15 protein-coding genes, 1 pseudogene and 1 other annotated feature are annotated in these 18,638 nt (G+C 55.8%); of the genes and pseudogenes, 6 read left to right on the top strand and 10 right to left on the bottom strand.

Annotation, left to right across the window (positions count from 1 at the left end):
• Positions 1–15 precede the first annotated feature (15 nt).
• The 8 genes from hemH to ACOTZB_RS06055 all read right to left on the bottom strand — a co-directional run bounded on the left by hemH (position 16) and on the right by ACOTZB_RS06055 (position 8,015).
• Entirely contained in the window at positions 16–978 is a 963-nt protein-coding gene (gene hemH, locus ACOTZB_RS06090; RefSeq protein WP_023310610.1) for a ferrochelatase, read from the bottom strand.
• 124 nt (positions 979–1,102) lie between these two features.
• Positions 1,103–1,747, bottom strand: coding sequence for an adenylate kinase (gene adk, locus ACOTZB_RS06085; RefSeq protein WP_006809841.1), 645 nt, complete (start codon positions 1,745–1,747; stop codon positions 1,103–1,105).
• Between the two features lie 194 nt (positions 1,748–1,941).
• On the bottom strand, positions 1,942–3,816 hold the full coding sequence (htpG, locus tag ACOTZB_RS06080) for a molecular chaperone HtpG (protein ID WP_421626693.1): 1,875 nt from the start codon (positions 3,814–3,816) through the stop codon (positions 1,942–1,944).
• A gap of 110 nt (positions 3,817–3,926) precedes the next feature.
• Positions 3,927–4,532, bottom strand: coding sequence for a recombination mediator RecR (recR, locus tag ACOTZB_RS06075; RefSeq protein WP_008499298.1), 606 nt, complete (start codon positions 4,530–4,532; stop codon positions 3,927–3,929).
• Positions 4,532–4,864, bottom strand: a complete 333-nt coding sequence (locus ACOTZB_RS06070) for a YbaB/EbfC family nucleoid-associated protein (protein WP_003858972.1) — start codon at positions 4,862–4,864, stop codon at positions 4,532–4,534. The genes recR and ACOTZB_RS06070 overlap by 1 nt, the downstream gene beginning before the upstream one ends.
• A gap of 54 nt (positions 4,865–4,918) precedes the next feature.
• A complete protein-coding gene (gene dnaX / locus ACOTZB_RS06065; RefSeq protein ID WP_421626692.1) occupies positions 4,919–6,847 on the bottom strand; it encodes a DNA polymerase III subunit gamma/tau in 1,929 nt (642 codons plus the stop codon).
• Positions 5,525–5,589 (bottom strand) — a sequence feature (DnaX frameshifting element). It overlaps the preceding gene by 65 nt.
• An 88-nt stretch (positions 6,848–6,935) precedes the next feature.
• Positions 6,936–7,487, bottom strand: coding sequence for an adenine phosphoribosyltransferase (gene apt / locus ACOTZB_RS06060; protein WP_000127359.1), 552 nt, complete (start codon positions 7,485–7,487; stop codon positions 6,936–6,938).
• Positions 7,488–7,637: 150 nt separating this feature from the next.
• Complete coding sequence (locus ACOTZB_RS06055; protein WP_029741960.1) at positions 7,638–8,015, bottom strand: DUF454 family protein; 378 nt, start codon at positions 8,013–8,015, stop codon at positions 7,638–7,640.
• 50 nt (positions 8,016–8,065) lie between these two features.
• On the opposite strand from ACOTZB_RS06055, the gene priC reads away from it, so the two are divergent.
• Together priC and rsmS are read left to right on the top strand one after the other, a co-directional pair.
• Positions 8,066–8,593: a primosomal replication protein N'' gene (priC, locus tag ACOTZB_RS06050; protein WP_421626691.1), complete on the top strand. Its 528-nt coding sequence runs from the start codon at positions 8,066–8,068 to the stop codon at positions 8,591–8,593.
• Positions 8,594–8,607: 14 nt separating this feature from the next.
• Positions 8,608–8,776 (top strand): annotated as a pseudogene (gene rsmS / locus ACOTZB_RS06045) (pleiotropic regulatory protein RsmS); the annotation flags it as partial.
• A 41-nt stretch (positions 8,777–8,817) separates the two neighbouring features.
• Here the strand turns inward: rsmS and mscK are convergent.
• Both mscK and acrR read right to left on the bottom strand, forming a co-directional pair.
• Positions 8,818–12,165: a mechanosensitive channel MscK gene (gene mscK / locus ACOTZB_RS06040; protein ID WP_045400726.1), complete on the bottom strand. Its 3,348-nt coding sequence runs from the start codon at positions 12,163–12,165 to the stop codon at positions 8,818–8,820.
• Positions 12,166–12,278: 113 nt separating this feature from the next.
• Complete coding sequence (gene acrR / locus ACOTZB_RS06035; protein ID WP_023310602.1) at positions 12,279–12,932, bottom strand: multidrug efflux transporter transcriptional repressor AcrR; 654 nt, start codon at positions 12,930–12,932, stop codon at positions 12,279–12,281.
• 141 nt (positions 12,933–13,073) lie between these two features.
• Here acrR and acrA point away from each other — a divergent pair, with 141 nt between their 5' ends.
• The 4 genes from acrA to ACOTZB_RS06015 all read left to right on the top strand — a co-directional run bounded on the left by acrA (position 13,074) and on the right by ACOTZB_RS06015 (position 18,568).
• The gene (gene acrA / locus ACOTZB_RS06030; protein ID WP_029741963.1) at positions 13,074–14,267 is read left to right on the top strand and encodes a multidrug efflux RND transporter periplasmic adaptor subunit AcrA; all 1,194 of its coding nucleotides are present in this window, start codon (positions 13,074–13,076) and stop codon (positions 14,265–14,267) included.
• Positions 14,268–14,289: 22 nt separating this feature from the next.
• A complete protein-coding gene (acrB, locus tag ACOTZB_RS06025) occupies positions 14,290–17,436 on the top strand; it encodes a multidrug efflux RND transporter permease subunit AcrB (protein ID WP_421626690.1) in 3,147 nt (1,048 codons plus the stop codon).
• A 511-nt stretch (positions 17,437–17,947) separates the two neighbouring features.
• Complete coding sequence (gene tomB, locus ACOTZB_RS06020; protein WP_008499288.1) at positions 17,948–18,322, top strand: Hha toxicity modulator TomB; 375 nt, start codon at positions 17,948–17,950, stop codon at positions 18,320–18,322.
• 27 nt (positions 18,323–18,349) lie between these two features.
• Entirely contained in the window at positions 18,350–18,568 is a 219-nt protein-coding gene (locus ACOTZB_RS06015; protein WP_008499287.1) for an HHA domain-containing protein, read from the top strand.
• Positions 18,569–18,638 lie beyond the last annotated feature (70 nt).

Here is an 18,638-nt window from a genome sequence, read left to right as displayed (position 1 = left end):
CGGCCCGGAGTGCGATCAGCGGCTGTTCGTTACCAGCGAGACCATCATGTCGATATGCTCAGGCGAGTCGTTAAGCGCCGGAATGTACTCGTACTTTTCGCCGCCAGCCTCAAGGAAAAATTCCCGGTTTTGCACCGCGATCTCCTCCAGCGTTTCCAGACAGTCAGCCGAGAAGCCCGGCGACATCACCTGAATGTGCTTCACGCCCTTCTCACCCAGCATTTTGAGGGTTTCATCGGTGTACGGCGTCAGCCACGGCTCGCGGCCGAAACGCGACTGGAAGGTCATCATCACCTTCTCCGGCGGCAGGCCAAGGGCGGAGACCAGCTCGCGCGTGGTATCGCGGCAGCGCTGCGGATAATCATCCCCTTCGTTGGCGAAACGCTGCGGGATCCCGTGATAGGAAAGAAGCAGCAGATCTGGCTCGCCGTGCTTTTCAAACGACGCGCGCGCGCTGTTGGCAAGCGCCTTGATGTAGAGATCGTTATCCGCATAGTCGCGAATAAAGGTCACGCCCGGAATGCGGCGGCGGGTCGCCAGAATGCGGGCCAGCTCGTCCCAGACGGCGGCCACCGTCGAGCAGGAGTATTGCGGGTAGAGCGCCAGCACGACGATATGGTCCACGCCCTGCGCCAGCAGTGATTCCACCGCGCTTTGCAGGGACGGTTTTCCGTAGCTCATGCCGAGCGCGACGGGCATATCCGGCAGGCGGGCGGCCAGCGCTTTTTCCTGGCGACGGCTGTAAACCATTAGCGGCGAGCCCTCTTCCATCCAGACGGACTGATAGAGTTTGGCGACGCGCGGAGAACGAATCGGCAGAATGACGCCACGCAGCAGCGGCCACCACAGCAGTCTCGGGAAATCCACGACGCGCGTGTCGCTTAAAAATTGTCGCAGGTAGCGTTTTACCGCGTCTGATGTAGGTGCTTCTGGAGTGCCCAGATTGGCAAGCAGGATGCCGGTTTTCGCCTGACTCATTCACGCCTCTTAACCATTTGATAGGTTGTCAATTGTAGCGGAAATGCGTTTAAACGAAACCCATTGCTGTAATAGGTAAGATGAGAATATTTCTCACCCGGGAGCCCGGGTGAGAGGCGCGCGATTAGCCGAGGATTTTTTCCAGCTCTGCACGTACGTCAGCCACGGCTTTGGTGCCGTCAACTTTGGCGTATTTGGTGTTACCCGCCTGCGCTTCTTTGGTGTAGTAGCCGATCAGCGGCGCGGTCATCTGATGGTATTCCACCAGGCGTTTACGCACGGTCTCTTCCTGATCGTCTTTACGGGTGGTCAGCTCTTCGCCGGTCACGTCATCTTTGCCTTCAACCTTAGGTGGGTTGAATTTGATGTGGTAAACGCGGCCAGAAGCAGCGTGTACGCGACGGCCAACGATACGGTCAACGATCAGCTCGTCCGGTACGTCGAACTCCAGAACGTAGTCCACGTTGATGCCCGCTTCTTTCATGGCGTCAGCCTGAGGAATGGTGCGTGGGAAGCCGTCCAGCAGGAAACCGTTACGGCAGTCTTCCTGCGCAATGCGCTCTTTGACCAGAGCAATAACCAGCTCGTCGGTCACCAGCTTGCCTGCGTCCATGATGTCTTTCGCTTGTTTACCCAGCTCGGAGCCAGATTTTACAGCGGCGCGCAGCATGTCACCGGTGGAGATTTGCGGAATACCGTATTTCTCCATGATGAACTGAGCCTGAGTTCCTTTACCCGCGCCCGGAGCGCCAAGCAGAATAATACGCATTGCGAAAATCCCCTCAAAAGTCGTTTCAATTTTTCAAAAGCGCTAAACAATACCACCAGAACGGACATCGCTCAAGGAAGGCGGGAAGGCTGAAACGGTTAACGGAGGGAGATTATTTGGGTTAGTGCGGTCTGGCGCCCTCACCCCGGCCCTCTCCCACGGGAGAGGGAGAAGACCAGGGGAGGCGTGCTCAGTTACGCCAGCAGCAGCGCATTCACACGTTTAATGAAGAGGTTAGGATCTTCCAGCGTGCCGCGCTCGGCCAGCAGGGACTGATCCAGCAGCAGTTCAACCCACTCGGCAAATCGGGCGTCGTCCTGGGTATCCGCCGCGCGTTTCACCAGAGGATGATCCGGATTAAGCTCAAAGATATATTTCACTTCCGGTACCGCCTGGCCCGCCGCAGCGAACAGTTTCGCCATCTGGGTGCTCATTTCGTCCGCATCGGTGGTGACAATCGCCGGGGTGTCGGTCAGACGGTGCGTGAACCGCACCTCTTTCACGCGCTCGCCCAGCAGGGTTTTCACGCGCTCAACGAACGGCTCCAGCGCCTTCTCGGCTTCTTTCGCGCTTTCGTCAACTTCATCCGCCAGCTTGTCGATGGACTCGTCGGCTTTGGCTACGGACTGGAACGCCTTACCGTCGAACTCGGTCAGATAGTTCATCATCCACTCGTCGATGCGGTCAGAAAGCAGCAGCACTTCGATGCCTTTCTTACGCAGCAGCTCCAGGTGCGGGCTGCTCTTCGCCGCCGCGTAGCTGTCGGCGGTGATGTAGTAGATCTTCTCCTGCCCTTCTTTCATGCGGGAGACGTACTCTTCCAGCGACACGGTCTGCGCGGATGAGTCGGTATGCGTAGAGGCGAAGCGCAGCAGTTTGGCGATCGTTTCAACGTTCGCGGTGTCTTCTGCCGGGCCTTCTTTCAGCACCAGGCCGAACTGTTTCCAGAAGGTCTGATATTTTTCCGCATCGTCTTTCGCCAGTTTTTCCAGCATCTGCAGCGCACGTTTGGTCAGGGCGTTGCGCAGGTTACGGGTGACGGTGCTGTCCTGAAGGATCTCACGGGAGACGTTCAGCGGCAGATCGTTGGAATCTATCAGACCACGCACGAAGCGCAGGTAGTTCGGCATGAACTGCTCGGCGTCGTCCATGATGAATACGCGCTGCACGTACAGCTTCAGGCCGTGCTTGTGATCGCGGTTCCACATGTCCCACGGCGCCTGTGCCGGAATGTACAGCAGGCTGGTGTACTCCTGCTTACCTTCCACGCGGTTGTGGCTCCAGGTCAGCGGGTCGGTAAAGTCGTGGGCGATGTGCTTATAGAACTCGTTGTATTCGTCGTCTTTAATTTCAGCCTTATTGCGCGTCCACAGCGCCTGCGCCTTGTTGATCTTCTCCCAGGAAACCACGGTTTCACCGTCTTTCTCTTCCTGTTTTTCAATCTCTACCGGCAGGGCGATGTGATCGGAATATTTGCTGATGATGGAGCGCACGCGCCAGTCGTTCAGGAAATCATCTTCCCCTTCACGCAGGTGTAGGGTGATTTCGGTCCCACGATCCGCTTTGGTGATGTCATCAACGGTATATTCGCCTTCCCCTTTAGACTCCCACAGCACGCCGTTCTCGGCGCTGTCGCCCGCCGCGCGGGTGCGCACGGTGACTTTGTCGGCCACGATGAACGCCGAGTAGAAACCGACGCCGAACTGGCCGATGAGCTGGCTGTCTTTCGCCTGGTCAGAGCCCATGGACTCGAGAAACGCTTTGGTGCCGGATTTGGCGATGGTGCCGAGGTGGTCGATCACCTCGTCGCGGTTCATCCCGATGCCGTTATCGGCGATGGTCAGGGTGCGGTTCTCTTTATTGAACGAGACGCGCACGCGCAGCTCGCCGTCGCCTTCGTACAGGTCCGGGTTAGACAGCGCGCGGAAGCGCAGCTTGTCCGCCGCGTCCGAGGCGTTGGAAATCAGCTCACGCAGGAAAATTTCTTTGTTGGAATACAGGGAATGGATCATCAGGTGCAGAAGCTGTTTTACTTCTGACTGGAAACCACGGGTTTCTTGTCCTTTCATCTATGTCGACCTCAACAATGCCATTTAATGGGGTTTTAAAACGTTGAGTGAGAGATGGGGATAAGGGGGGGAATTTTCAAGCGGAGGCCGCGCGCGCAGCCTCCGTTTGGTCAGAAAATAATCTTGTGACGCCCGGCCAGAGAGTGCGACAGCGTGGTGCCGTCGACCATCTCCAGCTCGCCGCCCACCGGCACGCCGTGGGCGATGCGGCTGGCGTCAACGCCGTACTGCGAGCACAGTTCGGCGATGTAGTTGGCGGTTGCTTCCCCTTCCACCGTTGGGTTGGTGGCGAGGATCACCTCTTTGATGGTTTCGGACTCAAGACGCTGTTCAAGGCGGTCAAGACCGATATCATCCGGGCCAATACCGTCCAGCGGGGAGAGATGCCCCATCAGCACGAAGTAGCGACCGGAAAACTGCCCGGTTTGTTCGATGGCGTAGATGTCCGCCGGACTCTCCACCACGCAAATCTGACCGTTCTCCTGACGACGCGGGTTCGTACAGATGTTACACACGTCCTGCTCGGTAAAAGTACGGCAATCCGCACAGTGACCAATTTCTGACATGGCGCGGGTTAAAGCCTGCGCCAGGCGCATCCCGCCGCTGCGGTCGCGCTGCAATAGCGTAAACGCCATGCGCTGCGCCGACTTCGGGCCAACGCCCGGCAGGCAGCGCAGTGCTTCCATTAACTGCGTGAGCAGCGGACTGGTTTGCATCAGAATGGCATCTTGAAGCCAGGCGGCAGCTGCATACCGCTGGAAACAGAGGCCATTTTCTCTTTCTGAGTTTCGTCGATACGGCGAGCGGCATCGTTAAACGCGGCTGCAACCAGATCTTCCAGCATCTCTTTGTCGTCTTCGAGCAGGCTCGGGTCGATTTCCACGCGACGGCAGTTGTGCGCACCGTTGATGGTCACTTTGACCAGACCGGCACCAGACTCACCCGTGACTTCCAGCTGAGCGATCTCTTCCTGCATCTTCTGCATTTTTTCCTGCATCTGCTGAGCCTGCTTCATCAGGCCACCCAGACCGCCTTTTCCACCAAACATAGGCTTCTCTCTTCTTTCACGTTTAAGGATTACAACCGTAAGTCAGACTCACGATCAAATGGGGCGAATACTCTCTTCATCCAGATCGGCGTCGAAGAACCGGCGCAGGGTCTGAATGTTGTTATCCGCAATAATCGCCTCGCGCGCCTGCGCGAGCTTTTCTTCATAAATAGCCTGGCGCCACTCGAGCGGCGTTTTCACTGCCGGATTATCATCTTCAATGATAGTCAATTCAACCGGCGCCCCCTGTAATGCGGTGAGCGCCTCCGCCAGCGCCTTTTGCGCGCCAGGAGAATTGAGGTGCCGCTGACCCGGACGCAGGTGCAGACGCACCTGATTGCCGTCCTGCTCTTTCCAGGCATTCAGCGCGACCTGCTCAACCAGCTTCGGCAGCTGGAGTTTGCTGACCTCGGCGGCCCAGGCGTCGCGCGCAATGGACTCTTCAGCAAGCTTCGCGGAAAGCTCCGGCGTTTTTTCATGCTCCAGCGCCTTTTTCAGCGCTTTCGGCGTGGCGACCACTTCCTTCACCTCTTCGGTGATGGTGGTTGCCTTCCAGCGGTAAGCCTCTTCTTTCACCGGGGCTTTCTGCTCGAGCGCGGACGGTGCAGGACGCGACTGCACGCGCTCCGTTACCGAGGCCAGTCGTTCAAGCGCGGCGTTGTTCACCGGCCGCGCTCTTGCAGGCGCTGCCGGTTCACTCTTTTTTGGTTTGGTTACTCCCTGGGCACGCTGCAGCTGGCTGCGTGCGGCAAGCACCGAACTGGTGGCATCCGACAGCGGCACGTTCTGCTGCGGCGGCGGTGTCGGCTGCGGTGGCACCTGCTGCGGCGACATCACCGCCGTAGGGGCAACCGGCGCGAAAGACTGCCGCGGCACTTCCGGCTCCGGCAACGGCATGCGCGGGTGGAACGCCAGCGCGCGCAGCAGCGTCATTTCAACGCCCATCCGCGGATCCGGCGCGAACGGTAATTCTTTGCGGCCTATCAGCAGCGTCTGGTAATACAGCTGCACGTCAGCAGGCGGCACGGTGCGGGCAAGCTCACGCATCCGCTGTTCAATAGCGGCCATGTCCGCACCGATGGCGGACGGAGAAAGCTGCAGCATTGCCACGCGGTGCAGCAGGCTGAGCATCTCAACCAGCAGCCCTTCCCATTCAATACCCCGTGCAGCGGCCGCGTTCACCTGCGACATCACGCGTTCGCCGTTGGCGGCAATCATCGCTTCGATAAGCGACAGCGCCTGATCGTCATCCAGCGTGCCGAGCATGGTGCTGACCGCCTCGGTGGAGAGCTTGCCGTCACCGCTGGCAATGGCCTGGTCGGTCAGGCTGAGCGCATCACGCAGGCTACCGTCCGCCGCGCGGGCCAGCAGCTGCAGGGCGCGCGGTTCGTGGACAATTTTCTCTTCATCAAGAATGTGCTCAAGCTGAGCGCGGATCTGCTCAACGTCCAGCGCCTTCAGGTGGAACTGCAGACAGCGTGACAAAATCGTGACCGGCAGCTTTTGCGGATCGGTAGTCGCCAGCAGGAACTTCACGTGCGCGGGCGGCTCTTCCAGCGTCTTCAGCAGGGCGTTAAAGCTGTGGCGCGACAGCATGTGCACTTCATCGATCAGGTAGACCTTGAAGCGGCCGCGCGCCGGGGCGTACTGCACGTTATCGAGCAGATCGCGCGTATCTTCCACTTTGGTGCGCGAGGCGGCGTCGATCTCGATCAGATCGACAAAACGCCCCTGCTCGATCTCCCGGCAGTTATCACACACGCCGCACGGCGTGGCGGTGATCCCGGTTTCGCAGTTGAGACCTTTTGCCAGCAAACGGGCAATAGAGGTCTTACCGACGCCGCGGGTGCCGGAGAAAAGATAGGCGTGATGGATGCGACCTAGCGACAAGCCGTTCGCCAGGGCCGTCAGCACATGTTCCTGACCGACAACGTCAGCAAAGGTTTGTGGTCGCCATTTACGGGCTAACACCTGATAACTCATGGGCAGGCTCTGCAACGCTGGAAGGTGAATTTATGGAGGGGAATGCTATCACAACCTCACCCATTGAGCGAGGTTGTGAAAACCGGGATTAATGACCCGGGAAAGGCACCAGGCTGTAGCTGGTAATACCCTGTTTTTCCAGGCGCTGTTCACCGCCGAGATCGAACAGGTTGATGATGAAGGCCGCGTCGGTCACTTCCCCACCCAGACGACGGATCAGCTTCACGGTCGCTTCAATGGTACCGCCGGTTGCCAGCAGATCGTCCACCACCAGCACCTTGTCGCCAGGCTTGATCGCGTCAACGTGGATCTCCAGCTGATCGGTGCCGTACTCCAGCTCATAGCTCTCAGCAATGGTTTCACGCGGCAGCTTGCGCGGCTTACGCACCGGCACAAAACCCACGCCCATTGCCAGCGCAACCGGTGCGCCAAACAGGAAGCCACGGGCTTCGGTACCTACTACTTTGGTGATCCCGGCGTTTTTATAACGCTCGACCAACAGTTCAATGCTGAGCGCGTACGCTTTCGGGTCTTCCAGCAAGCTGGTGACATCACGGAAAAGAATGCCAGGCTTTGGATAGTCCTGGATACTTTTGATGCTGTTTTTCAGATATTCAAGCTGCTGTGCAGTTGCGGTCATCGGTTTTGCCTAAATGAAACAGTGTTACTCACAGCGCGCAACGAGTCGGCCAAGGCAACAATTGTTTAACCTTTGACCAGGCGCACCTGTGCTCGAAAACGGTCGAATTTACTGGCTGTGCGCAATAATTGCAACAGCCATGATAAGGCTTCAGTGCTTTTGTTGCTTTTCATCAACCACGGGGATCCGCCACATGAAGATAAGCAGGCAGGAGAGGATCGCCAGCAGCAGAATGCGTACCCACATCATTTTCACCAGCCATAATGAAATAGCGAAGGTGATAAGGATCACCGCGATCGCGCGCGGCTTCGCGCCGGGCGGCATGGCCCGGTGTTTTTGCCAGTGCCGCAGATAGCCGCCAAACCACGAACGATAGAGCAGCCAGTGGTGAAAACGCGGCGACGAGCGGGCGAAGCACCAGGCCGCAAGCAGGATAAACGGGGTGGTCGGCAGCAAGGGTAAAAACACACCCAGCGTGCCAAGCACTACCGCGAGCCAGCCAATGATGATTAAAATAGTACGCTTCATAATGCGAATCGTTATCAAACTGAACGGCTACTTTACCACTGGAGAGCGCCTTGAAAACAGTACTGCTTCTTGAGAGGCTGCAAAATCAGCTCATTGCTCTGCGGGAGCAGGCTACACCGCTGATGGGGCACGCCACGCTGAAACCGCGCTTTGACCGGCAGCTTTTTCGTACCCGCAGCACCGTCATTCAGGATTATCTGGCGGAAGCGCAGACCAACCTCGACGAGCTTCGCCATGCGGTTGAGAGTGAACAGCAGGAACAGGTGGCGTGGCTTGCGGAGCATCTCACAGAGCAGATCACTGCTCTGCATCGCGAAATCGCCGCCTGGCCGCTGCGCGCCTGGGACAGCGCCTCGCCGGGACTCGGTAAATGGCAGCGCAAGCGGCTGGAGAACCAGGAGTTTGAGCGCCGACTGTTTGAGATTAAACGCGAGCGCGAGACGCGGCTAAACAACAGCGAGACGCTGGAAGAGCAGCAGCTATTGATGCGCGAGATTAGCGCGCTGGAAGGACGTATCGTCCGCTGCCGTCAGGCGCTGGATGAGATTGAGCGCGTCATTGAACGTTTGACCCGTTAACAGGAGCCACGCCCATGTCACTGGAAAATGCACCCGATGAGGTCAAGCTGGCCGTCGATTTGATTATGCTTCTCGAGAATCATGAGATCCCCACCGAGACGGTGCTTAAAGCTCTGGACATTGTGCGGCGGGATTTTGAAGGTAAATTACCCTCACCCCAGCCCTCTCCCTGAGGGAGAGGGGGAAAAACGTTCCCTCGCCCCTGAGGGCAGAGGGAAAATAGATTATGCAGGCGTAGGATCGTCACCCTTAATGTCGCGCTTCACTTCCGTATGCTCATCACCTTTCTCGTTACGCAGGTGAACCTCGAGCTGGTTGAAGGCGATATTAATATCGTTTTCACGACACAGACGATCGATAGAACGGTTGAGTTCATCCACCGTGTAGCTGCGGTCGCGCAGCTCGCGCACGTATAAACGCAGCTCGTGATCCAGCGTGCTCGGCCCAAAGGTGGTGAAGAAGACCGCCGGGGCCGGATCGTGCATCACTTTCGGATGTTCTGACGCCGCCTTCAGCAGCACCTCTTTCACCTTCTCCAGATCCGATCCATAGGCAACGCCCAGGCGGATCACCACGCGCGTCACCGTATCGGAGAGCGACCAGTTGATCAGACGCTCGGTCACGAACGCTTTGTTCGGGATGATCACCTCTTTGCGATCGAAGTCGGTGATGGTGGTGGCGCGAATACGGATCTTGCTGACCGTTCCCGAGAACGTGCCGATGGTGACGGTATCGCCGATACGTACCGGACGTTCGAACAGGATGATCAGGCCGGACACGAAGTTACCGAAGATCTCCTGCAGGCCAAAACCAAGACCGACCGAGAGGGCCGCCGCCAGCCACTGCAGTTTATCCCACGAGACGCCAAGCGAGCCAAAGACCGTCATCGCCCCGACAATAATGATCACGTAGTTGAGGATCGTGGTAATGGCGTAGGACGCCCCCTGGCGAAGATTCAGACGTGACAGGAGCAGCACTTCAAGCAGGCCTGGCAGGTTGCGAATCAGCGCCCAGGCCACCACCGACGACACCAGCGCAAACAGCAGGCTGCCCATGGTCACGCTTTTCATGACCGCAGCGCCCGCTTCGGTACCGTTGTATTGCCAGAGGGTAATACTGTCGAGATAGGCGAAAACGGTAATAAGATCTGACCAGATAGCCCAGAACATCACCGCAAACAGGGCGATCATCACCAGCATGGTGATACGTAGCGTCTGCTGGTTAACCTGCTCCAGGGCGATGGTCGGCTCTTCCTGCGGCTCCGCGCCTTCGGCCCCTTCTTTCACCTGATGCTGACGACGCGCGATAGCACGGCGATAGGCGATACGGCGAGCCGCCACGCTCAGGCCGCGCAGCACGGTCTGATAGAGCAGGTTCCAGACGATCACCAGATAGACCGTTTCAATCCAGCGCCCGGACAGGCGCAGCGTGGTATAGAAGTAGCCCGTTGCCGTCAGCACCATCAGCGCCAGCGGAATGATCGCCAGCACCGTTACGGTGGCCAGGCGAATATTGTGGGACTCTTTATCACGCCAGCTGTCGCGGCACATCGGCCACATCAGGATCGCAATCAGCAGCAGGTTCAGCAGGATGACCAGCTGGCCCAGCACGTCATCCATCAGGTGCAGCGGAGAAAGCTCAGAGACAACCGACCAGAAGTGCAGCGGCAGGAGCGCCAGGCTAATGCGCACAATCTGACGGCGCCAGTGGCTGGTCAGCTGCGCTGGCATGTTGAAATGACGCACCGCCACGCCGTCTTTTTCCAGCACCTTCCAGCACACGCCAAACACCAGCCAGAACAGCGCCAGTTTTTTACTGAACGCCCACAGCAGATCGCTGACGTTGAGCTGCATGGTGAGCAGAATCAGGCCCACAGCCAGAATAATCAGACACACCGGCAGGGCGCGGATGAGATCGATGAGAATCGCTTTTGGCGTATGGAGCTGGCTATCGTTGCGCAGCTGCCCCACTTCGGAGGCCAGCTTCGCCTGGTATTTTTTCAGCCAGCCCAGACGCCAGCGGATCAGACCGGCAATCAGCAGCAGCGGTAAACCGGCCAGGAAAGCAATCATGACCGCAGGCCAGGCTTTCTCCCAGTTTACGGTGATCTTCATGCTCTTAATCTGCGTTTTCAGCGTCTCCGGGAAGGATTTGACCCAGTCCCAGTCCATCGGCTTGTTGCTGTTCACCCAGAAAATCTGCTGGGTCAGGATCTCCTGCAGACTTTTCGAGACGCTCACCAGCTGCTGCTGGTTGATTTGCAGGTTAATGGCCATCATCAGCTGGTTGCCCAGCTGTTTGTTGAGCTGGTCCAGCAGCTCGCGACGCATATCGACGACCTGGAGCAGCGCGTCGTGCACTTCCGGGTTCACGTCGCTGGAATGCCCCTCTTCAATTTTGGCGACAAAGGCATCGCTCTGGAAAAGGGCATCGCGCTGCTGGTTGACGTCAAACTGTTCCAGACGTAAATCCGCAATGCGGTTGGTCATGTCTTCCAGCTCATCGGCGGACGGGAGGGTCTGCTGCTGCTGGTAGAGAATACGCGACAGCAGGAGGCTGCCCTTCAGGACCGCAATCTGCTCTTTGATGTTGCGCTCAGCCTGCAGCGCGCGATCCAGCCAGTTCTTCACTTTGATATTTTGCTGAACCAGCGAGTTGCCGTTTTCCGTCGCCAGTATCAGGCGCTGGCTAAGCTGGTGGTTAGCCTCGAGCTCCTGTTTCACCAGCGGATTCGCCTGAATGCGGGCGGTTTCGTCAGGCGATACGGCCTCCTGGGCGGTTTTTTCCGTCAGGGTCAGGCGTTTGCTGTTTACCGCCTCCTGCAACAGCTGAAGCTGGTGTTCCAGGCGATTAATGTTCGCGGTGACGTAATCACGCTGTTTCTGAAGCGTGTCCTGCAGCACCGTATTCCCTTCCAGGCTTTTACGCTGCTGTTCGATCTGCGCATTGAGCAAGGTCTGCTGAACCAGCAGCAGGGTTTGCTGCGTCGGGCGCAGCGTACCTTCGCCTACCGTCGTGCCGTTCAGACGGTTGCGGATTTGCTGCAGCTGCTGAGACGCGGCGTACATCGCGTTTTGCACGCGCTCGGGCTGGGTCTGCAGAGAGACAAGCTGGCTGTTATACGTTGCAAGATCCGACTGCGCGGTTTGCAGATCGTCGAGCAGTTGCGCGACGCGGGACTCCAGCTGGCGTAAGGAGAGCGTCGAGAGCGTCTTGCGCGTCTCGTCGTCGTTATCCACATCGCTGAGGGCATTCAGCGCGTCGGTGGCCTTACGCATGTTTTCAGGCGCCTGCGCCACCTTCTGACGAAGCTGGACGGTTTCCGCTTTAATGCGTTCGATTTTATCCAGCGTTTCCAGCGTTTCCGTCAGATCCTGCTGGACGAGTTTCTCCTGAGGGGAGAGATCTTTTTGTTTGTTCAGCGTGTCGAGCTGCGACTGAACATCGCCGCGCGAGGGAATATCATTGCTGTTATCGGCGCGGGCCCAGGTCAGCGGCGCCGTGGCAAAGAAAAACAGCATCGCAAAGAGCAATGCAAAAACAGGATGTTGCGAGCGATTGATGGGCAGCATAGTTGTGAATGATGTCAGAAGATGACCGAAAATAGTCCGGCGTGAAGAATATCACGCTCGCTGAAAGCAGAATAGCGCGAACGTTATCCTCTGAGATAAATCCTGGAAAGGGATCAGGCCGTTAGCGAAGGCGCGTCGCTGCGCAGCGTGGGGCAGAGCTGTAGCATTTCCAGTAAAATCGCCACGTAGCTGCGGGCTTCCTCTTTGAGGTCAAAGGATTGCGGCGCGAAAAGCCAGTTTTCCATCAGACCTGAAATGTAGCTGCGCATCAGGATTGCCGCCCGTCGGGTCAAGAGATTGGCCGGTAATAATTTTGCCTGCATACACAGGTTCAGATTCTGTTCAATACGATCATAGCTCTCCAGGCTAAGGCTGCGTTGCGCCTGCTGCACCACCGCCATCTCGCCCACGAACTCGCATTTATGAAAAATAATCTCCATCATTAATCTGCGACGTTCTTCAACTACCGTTGCTTCAAGGATATATACTAATATTTCTCTCAATACTGAGAGTGGATCGTCAGGGAATTTTGCCCGATACTCACTCTCGAGATCGCTAATGCTGGACTCTGAAAGTTCCCAGATTTCACTGAACAGATCTGACTTATCTTTAAAATGCCAGTAAATCGCTCCTCGCGTCACACCGGCAGCCTGAGCAATCTGCGCCAGCGAGGTGGATGAAACACCCTGCTGCGAGAACAAACGTATTGCCACATCCAGAATGTGTTGCCGGGTTTCCAGCGCTTGTTGTTTAGTTTTTCGTGCCATAGGTGGGTGAATTTACAGGAGTCAGATTTACATACATTTGTGAATGTATGTACCATAGCATGACGATAATATAAACGCAGCAATGGGTTTTTAGACTCAGGACCCTTGATCAATTTGAAATCGGACACTCGAGGTTTACATATGAACAAAAACAGAGGGTTAACGCCTCTGGCGGTCGTTCTGATGCTCTCAGGCAGCTTAGCGCTAACAGGATGTGACGACAAACCAGCTCAACAAGGAGCTCAGCAGGCGCCAGAAGTAGGCGTCGTGACGCTCAAATCTGAACCTCTACAAATCACCACCGAATTACCAGGCCGTACCAATGCTTACCGCATTGCGGAAGTGCGTCCTCAGGTCAGCGGCATTATCCTGAAGCGTAACTTCACCGAAGGTGGTGATGTGAAAGCCGGTGAGTCTCTGTATCAGATTGATCCAGCAACCTATCAGGCCTCTTATGAAAGTGCGAAAGGTGACCTGGCGAAAGCACAAGCCGCGGCCAAAATTGCTCAGCTGACGTTGAACCGCTACCAAAAGCTGCTCGGTACCAAGTACATCAGCCAACAGGATTACGATACCGCCCTGGCAGATGCACAGCAGGCTAACGCGGCCGTGGTGGCAGCCAAAGCGGCCGTCGAAACCGCGCGCATTAACCTGGCCTATACCAAAGTGACCTCCCCTATCAGCGGTCGCATTGGTAAATCCTCCGTCACGGAAGGGGCACTGGTGCAAAACGGTCAGACCAATGCGCTGGCAACCGTGCAGCAGCTTGATCCGATCTACGTTGACGTGACGCAGTCCAGCAACGATTTCCTGCGCCTGAAACAGGAGCTGGCTAACGGCACTCTGAAACAGGAAAACGGCAAAGCCAAAGTGGAGCTGATTACCAACGACGGTATCAAGTTCCCGCAGGAAGGTACCCTGGAATTCTCTGACGTGACGGTCGATCAGACCACCGGTTCCATCACCTTACGTGCGATTTTCCCGAACCCTGACAAAAATCTGCTGCCAGGTATGTTCGTTCGCGCGCGTCTGGAAGAAGGAACGAATCCAACCGCACTTCTGGTTCCACAGCAGGGTGTGACCCGTACGCCACGCGGCGATGCGAGCGCGCTGGTTGTTGGGGCTGATGACAAAGTCGAAACGCGCAATATCACCGCCACCCAGGCGATTGGCGATAAATGGCTGGTGACGGAAGGTCTGAAAGATGGCGATCGCGTGATTGTTACTGGTTTGCAAAAAGTTCGTCCTGGCGCGCAGGTTAAAGCACAGGAAGTGAAATCTGACGATAAACAACAAGCTTCGGCCGCTGGCCAGTCAGAACAAACCAAGTCTTAACTTAAACAGGAGCCGTTAAGACATGCCTAATTTCTTTATCGATCGCCCCATATTTGCGTGGGTGATCGCCATAATCATCATGCTGGCCGGGGGACTTGCGATCCTGAAGCTGCCTGTCGCGCAATATCCAACGATTGCGCCACCGGCGGTAACAATTTCCGCAACCTACCCGGGGGCTGATGCGAAAACGGTGCAGGACACCGTCACCCAGGTTATCGAACAGAACATGAACGGTATCGATAACCTGATGTACATGTCCTCAAACAGTGACTCCACCGGTACAGTGCAGATCACCCTGACCTTCCAGTCAGGTACGGATGCTGACATTGCGCAGGTTCAGGTGCAGAACAAACTGCAGCTGGCAATGCCTTTGCTGCCGCAGGAAGTACAACAGCAGGGTGTGAGCGTCGAGAAATCGTCCAGTAGCTTCCTGATGGTTGTCGGCGTTATCAACACCAACGGCACCATGACGCAGGAGGATATTTCCGACTACGTGGGCGCCAACATGAAGGACGCCATCAGCCGTACTTCCGGTGTAGGTGACGTGCAGCTGTTCGGTTCCCAGTACGCGATGCGTATCTGGATGGATCCGAACAAGCTGAACAACTTCCAGCTGACGCCGGTTGACGTGATCAGCGCGATTAAAGCGCAGAACGCCCAGGTAGCGGCCGGTCAGTTAGGCGGTACGCCGCCGGTGAAAGGCCAGCAGCTTAACGCCTCGATCATCGCGCAGACCCGTCTGACCTCTGCCGATGAGTTCAGCAAAATTCTGCTGAAAGTGAATCAGGACGGTTCGCAGGTTCGCCTGCGCGACGTGGCGAAAGTTGAGCTGGGCGGTGAGAACTACGACATCATCGCGAAGTTTAACGGTAAACCGGCTTCCGGTCTGGGTATCAAACTGGCGACAGGCGCGAACGCCCTGGACACCGCCACGGCGATCCGTGCAGAGCTGAAGAAGATGGAACCTTACTTCCCGTCAGGTCTGAAAATCGTTTACCCGTACGACACCACGCCGTTCGTCAAAATCTCGATTCACGAAGTGGTTAAAACGCTGGTTGAGGCGATCATCCTCGTCTTCCTGGTCATGTACCTGTTCCTGCAAAACTTCCGCGCGACGCTTATCCCAACGATTGCCGTGCCGGTGGTATTGCTCGGGACCTTTGCGATCCTGTCGATATTTGGCTACTCGATAAACACCCTGACGATGTTCGGGATGGTGCTCGCCATCGGCCTGCTGGTTGATGACGCCATCGTCGTGGTCGAGAACGTCGAGCGTGTGATGGCGGAGGAAGGTCTGCCGCCGAAGGAAGCGACCCGTAAATCAATGGGTCAGATCCAGGGCGCGCTGGTCGGTATCGCGATGGTGCTGTCTGCGGTATTTATCCCGATGGCCTTCTTCGGGGGCTCCACCGGTGCGATTTACCGCCAGTTCTCCATTACCATCGTTTCCGCGATGGCGCTGTCGGTGCTGGTGGCGTTGATCCTGACGCCTGCGCTGTGTGCCACCATGCTGAAGCCGATTCAGAAAGGCGGTCACGGCGAGCACAAAGGGTTCTTCGGCTGGTTTAACCGCATGTTCGATAAGAGCACGCACCACTACACCGACAGCGTGGGCAACATTCTGCGCAGCACCGGTCGTTACCTGCTGCTCTATATCATCATCGTGGTGGGCATGGCCTTCCTGTTCGTTCGTCTGCCAAGCTCGTTCCTGCCAGATGAAGACCAGGGCGTGTTCCTGACGATGGCACAGCTTCCGGCGGGTGCTTCGCAAGAGCGTACTCAGAAAGTGCTGGATGAAGTGACGGACTACTATCTCACCAAAGAGAAAGACAACGTTGAGTCCGTGTTTGCGGTTAACGGCTTTGGCTTTGCGGGTCGTGGTCAGAACACCGGTATTGCCTTCGTTTCTCTGAAAGACTGGTCTGAACGTCCGGGCGAAAAGAACAAGGTTGAAGCCATCACCGGCCGTGCAATGGGCACCTTCTCGCAGATTAAAGATGCGATGGTCTTCGCCTTTAACCTGCCAGCGATTGTTGAACTGGGTACCGCGACCGGCTTCGACTTCCAGCTGATTGACCAGGGCGGTCTGGGTCACGAGAAACTGACGCAGGCGCGTAACCAGCTGTTTGGTGAAGTCGCTAAACACCCTGACCTGCTGGTCGGCGTGCGTCCAAACGGCCTGGAAGATACGCCGCAGTACAAGATCGATATCGACCAGGAGAAAGCCCAGGCGCTGGGCGTATCCATCAGTGACATCAATACCACGCTGGGCGCAGCCTGGGGCGGTAGCTACGTTAACGACTTCATCGACCGCGGTCGTGTGAAGAAAGTGTACGTGATGTCAGAAGCGCAGTACCGTATGTTGCCGAACGATATCAACAGCTGGTTCGTGCGCGGCAGCAATGGCCAGATGGTTCCGTTCTCGGCGTTCTCAACCTCACGCTGGGAATACGGTTCACCGCGTCTGGAACGCTATAACGGTCTGCCATCGATGGAGATCCTGGGTCAGGCCGCTCCGGGCCGAAGCACCGGTGAAGCCATGAACCTGATGGAAGAGCTGGCGAGCAAATTGCCTTCGGGTATCGGCTACGACTGGACCGGTATGTCCTATCAGGAACGTCTGTCCGGAAACCAGGCCCCTGCCCTGTACGCGATTTCACTGATCGTCGTCTTCCTGTGTCTGGCGGCGCTGTACGAGAGCTGGTCGATTCCGTTCTCCGTTATGCTGGTGGTTCCACTCGGGGTTATCGGTGCGCTGCTTGCGGCAACGTTCCGTGGACTGACCAACGACGTTTACTTCCAGGTAGGCCTGCTGACAACCATTGGCTTGTCGGCGAAGAACGCGATACTTATCGTTGAATTCGCCAAAGATCTGATGGAGAAAGAAGGTAAAGGTCTTATTGAGGCGACGCTTGAAGCGGTTCGTATGCGTCTGCGCCCAATCCTGATGACGTCGCTGGCATTTATCCTCGGCGTACTGCCGCTGGTTATCAGCTCCGGTGCGGGCTCCGGCGCTCAGAACGCGGTAGGTACAGGCGTGATGGGCGGTATGGTTACCGCGACCGTACTGGCTATCTTCTTCGTACCGGTGTTCTTCGTGGTGGTTCGCCGCCGCTTCAGCCGTAAAAATGAAGATATTGAGCACAGTCATTCGGTAGAACCTCACTGATACCGGTTCCACATGATAAAAAGGCCGCATTAGCGGCCTTTTTCATTTTCAGAAAAAATCATAAATTACGCTTATTGTGGCTCTATTTATTTTCTGCCATCTTAAATAGACATATCATAATTAACTGATACCTTAATCGGTGAATTCAGGATTTTTTTAATTTCATTTCCCCGCCTAAGGTATTAGGAATATTCCTAATAAGAAGTTCTTACAAAGATAAGTCTGAATCTGAACTTTTCTCATCATTTTTGCTAAGCCGATGAAACGTAAGGAAGCGATAAAACCCCGTCGTTAATTTGGATAAAAACGTTGAGTCCAGGGTGACCATTTGCGTACACGCTCCCAGCCTGCGGATTTTATTTGTAATTTTTCGTAATAGCGCGGTGAAATCCAGGAAGGAGTGGCTTATAGTTAGGTTATCAGGAACACAGCACTCATGTAGCTAAGTCAGTTGTATCCATCCCGACAATGATGTTCGGTGAGTAAGAAATCACTCAGAAGGGGATGCGCTATGGACGAGTACTCGCCAAAAAGGCATGATATCGCGCAGTTGAAATTTCTCTGCGAATCCTTGTACCATGACTGCCTTGCCAATCTTGATGAAAGCAACCATGGCTGGGTAAACGACCCAACGTCTGCCATCAATTTACAGTTGAATGAGCTGATAGAGCATATCGCAACCTTCGCACTTAATTATAAAATTAAGTACAATGAAGATAATAAGCTCATTGAGCAAATTGATGAATACCTGGACGACACCTTTATGTTGTTCAGCAGTTACGGCATTAACGCTCAGGATTTGCAAAAATGGCGTAAATCGGGAAATCGGCTATTCCGCTGTTTCGTCAACGTGAGCAGAGCTAACCCGGTGAGTCTTTCCTGTTAAAATTATTACAATTACTAAGGTGAATTTATGTCTGATAAACCACTCACAAAAATCGATTATTTGATGCGCTTACGACGTTGTCAGTCAATTGACACGCTCGAGCGCGTCATTGAAAAGAATAAATACGAGCTTTCTGATAATGAACTGGCGGTATTTTATTCAGCCGCTGACCATCGTCTTGCTGAACTGACAATGAATAAGCTGTATGACAAAATCCCTACTTCTGTGTGGAAATTTGTCCGTTAATCTTTGAAGGGTGTCTGTAGAGTTCTACGCCTCGTTCTGAGTATTTACCTGTCCCGTTATGCTCCCTGTG

The sequence above is a fragment of the Enterobacter cloacae complex sp. SHL020 genome (assembly GCF_049236945.1).
GTDB lineage: Bacteria > Pseudomonadota > Gammaproteobacteria > Enterobacterales > Enterobacteriaceae > Enterobacter > Enterobacter dykesii.
Note: the sequence above shows the minus strand (reverse complement) of the source record. Positions and strands in the feature narration are given on the sequence as shown.

Excerpts from the sequence above, each read along its gene's own strand:
- acrA (WP_029741963.1), top strand. The coding sequence starts at position 13,074 with ATGAACAAAAACAGAGGGTTAACGCCTCTGGCGGTCGTTCTGATGCTC.
- dnaX (WP_421626692.1), bottom strand. The coding sequence starts at position 6,847 with ATGAGTTATCAGGTGTTAGCCCGTAAATGGCGACCACAAACCTTTGCT.
- ACOTZB_RS06015 (WP_008499287.1), top strand. The coding sequence starts at position 18,350 with ATGTCTGATAAACCACTCACAAAAATCGATTATTTGATGCGCTTACGA.
- ACOTZB_RS06055 (WP_029741960.1), bottom strand. The coding sequence starts at position 8,015 with ATGAAGCGTACTATTTTAATCATCATTGGCTGGCTCGCGGTAGTGCTT.
- ACOTZB_RS06070 (WP_003858972.1), bottom strand. The coding sequence starts at position 4,864 with ATGTTTGGTGGAAAAGGCGGTCTGGGTGGCCTGATGAAGCAGGCTCAG.
- acrR (WP_023310602.1), bottom strand. The coding sequence starts at position 12,932 with ATGGCACGAAAAACTAAACAACAAGCGCTGGAAACCCGGCAACACATT.
- recR (WP_008499298.1), bottom strand. The coding sequence starts at position 4,532 with ATGCAAACCAGTCCGCTGCTCACGCAGTTAATGGAAGCACTGCGCTGC.
- mscK (WP_045400726.1), bottom strand. The coding sequence starts at position 12,165 with ATGCTGCCCATCAATCGCTCGCAACATCCTGTTTTTGCATTGCTCTTT.
- hemH (WP_023310610.1), bottom strand. The coding sequence starts at position 978 with ATGAGTCAGGCGAAAACCGGCATCCTGCTTGCCAATCTGGGCACTCCA.
- htpG (WP_421626693.1), bottom strand. The coding sequence starts at position 3,816 with ATGAAAGGACAAGAAACCCGTGGTTTCCAGTCAGAAGTAAAACAGCTT.
- tomB (WP_008499288.1), top strand. The coding sequence starts at position 17,948 with ATGGACGAGTACTCGCCAAAAAGGCATGATATCGCGCAGTTGAAATTT.
- acrB (WP_421626690.1), top strand. The coding sequence starts at position 14,290 with ATGCCTAATTTCTTTATCGATCGCCCCATATTTGCGTGGGTGATCGCC.
- adk (WP_006809841.1), bottom strand. The coding sequence starts at position 1,747 with ATGCGTATTATTCTGCTTGGCGCTCCGGGCGCGGGTAAAGGAACTCAG.
- apt (WP_000127359.1), bottom strand. The coding sequence starts at position 7,487 with ATGACCGCAACTGCACAGCAGCTTGAATATCTGAAAAACAGCATCAAA.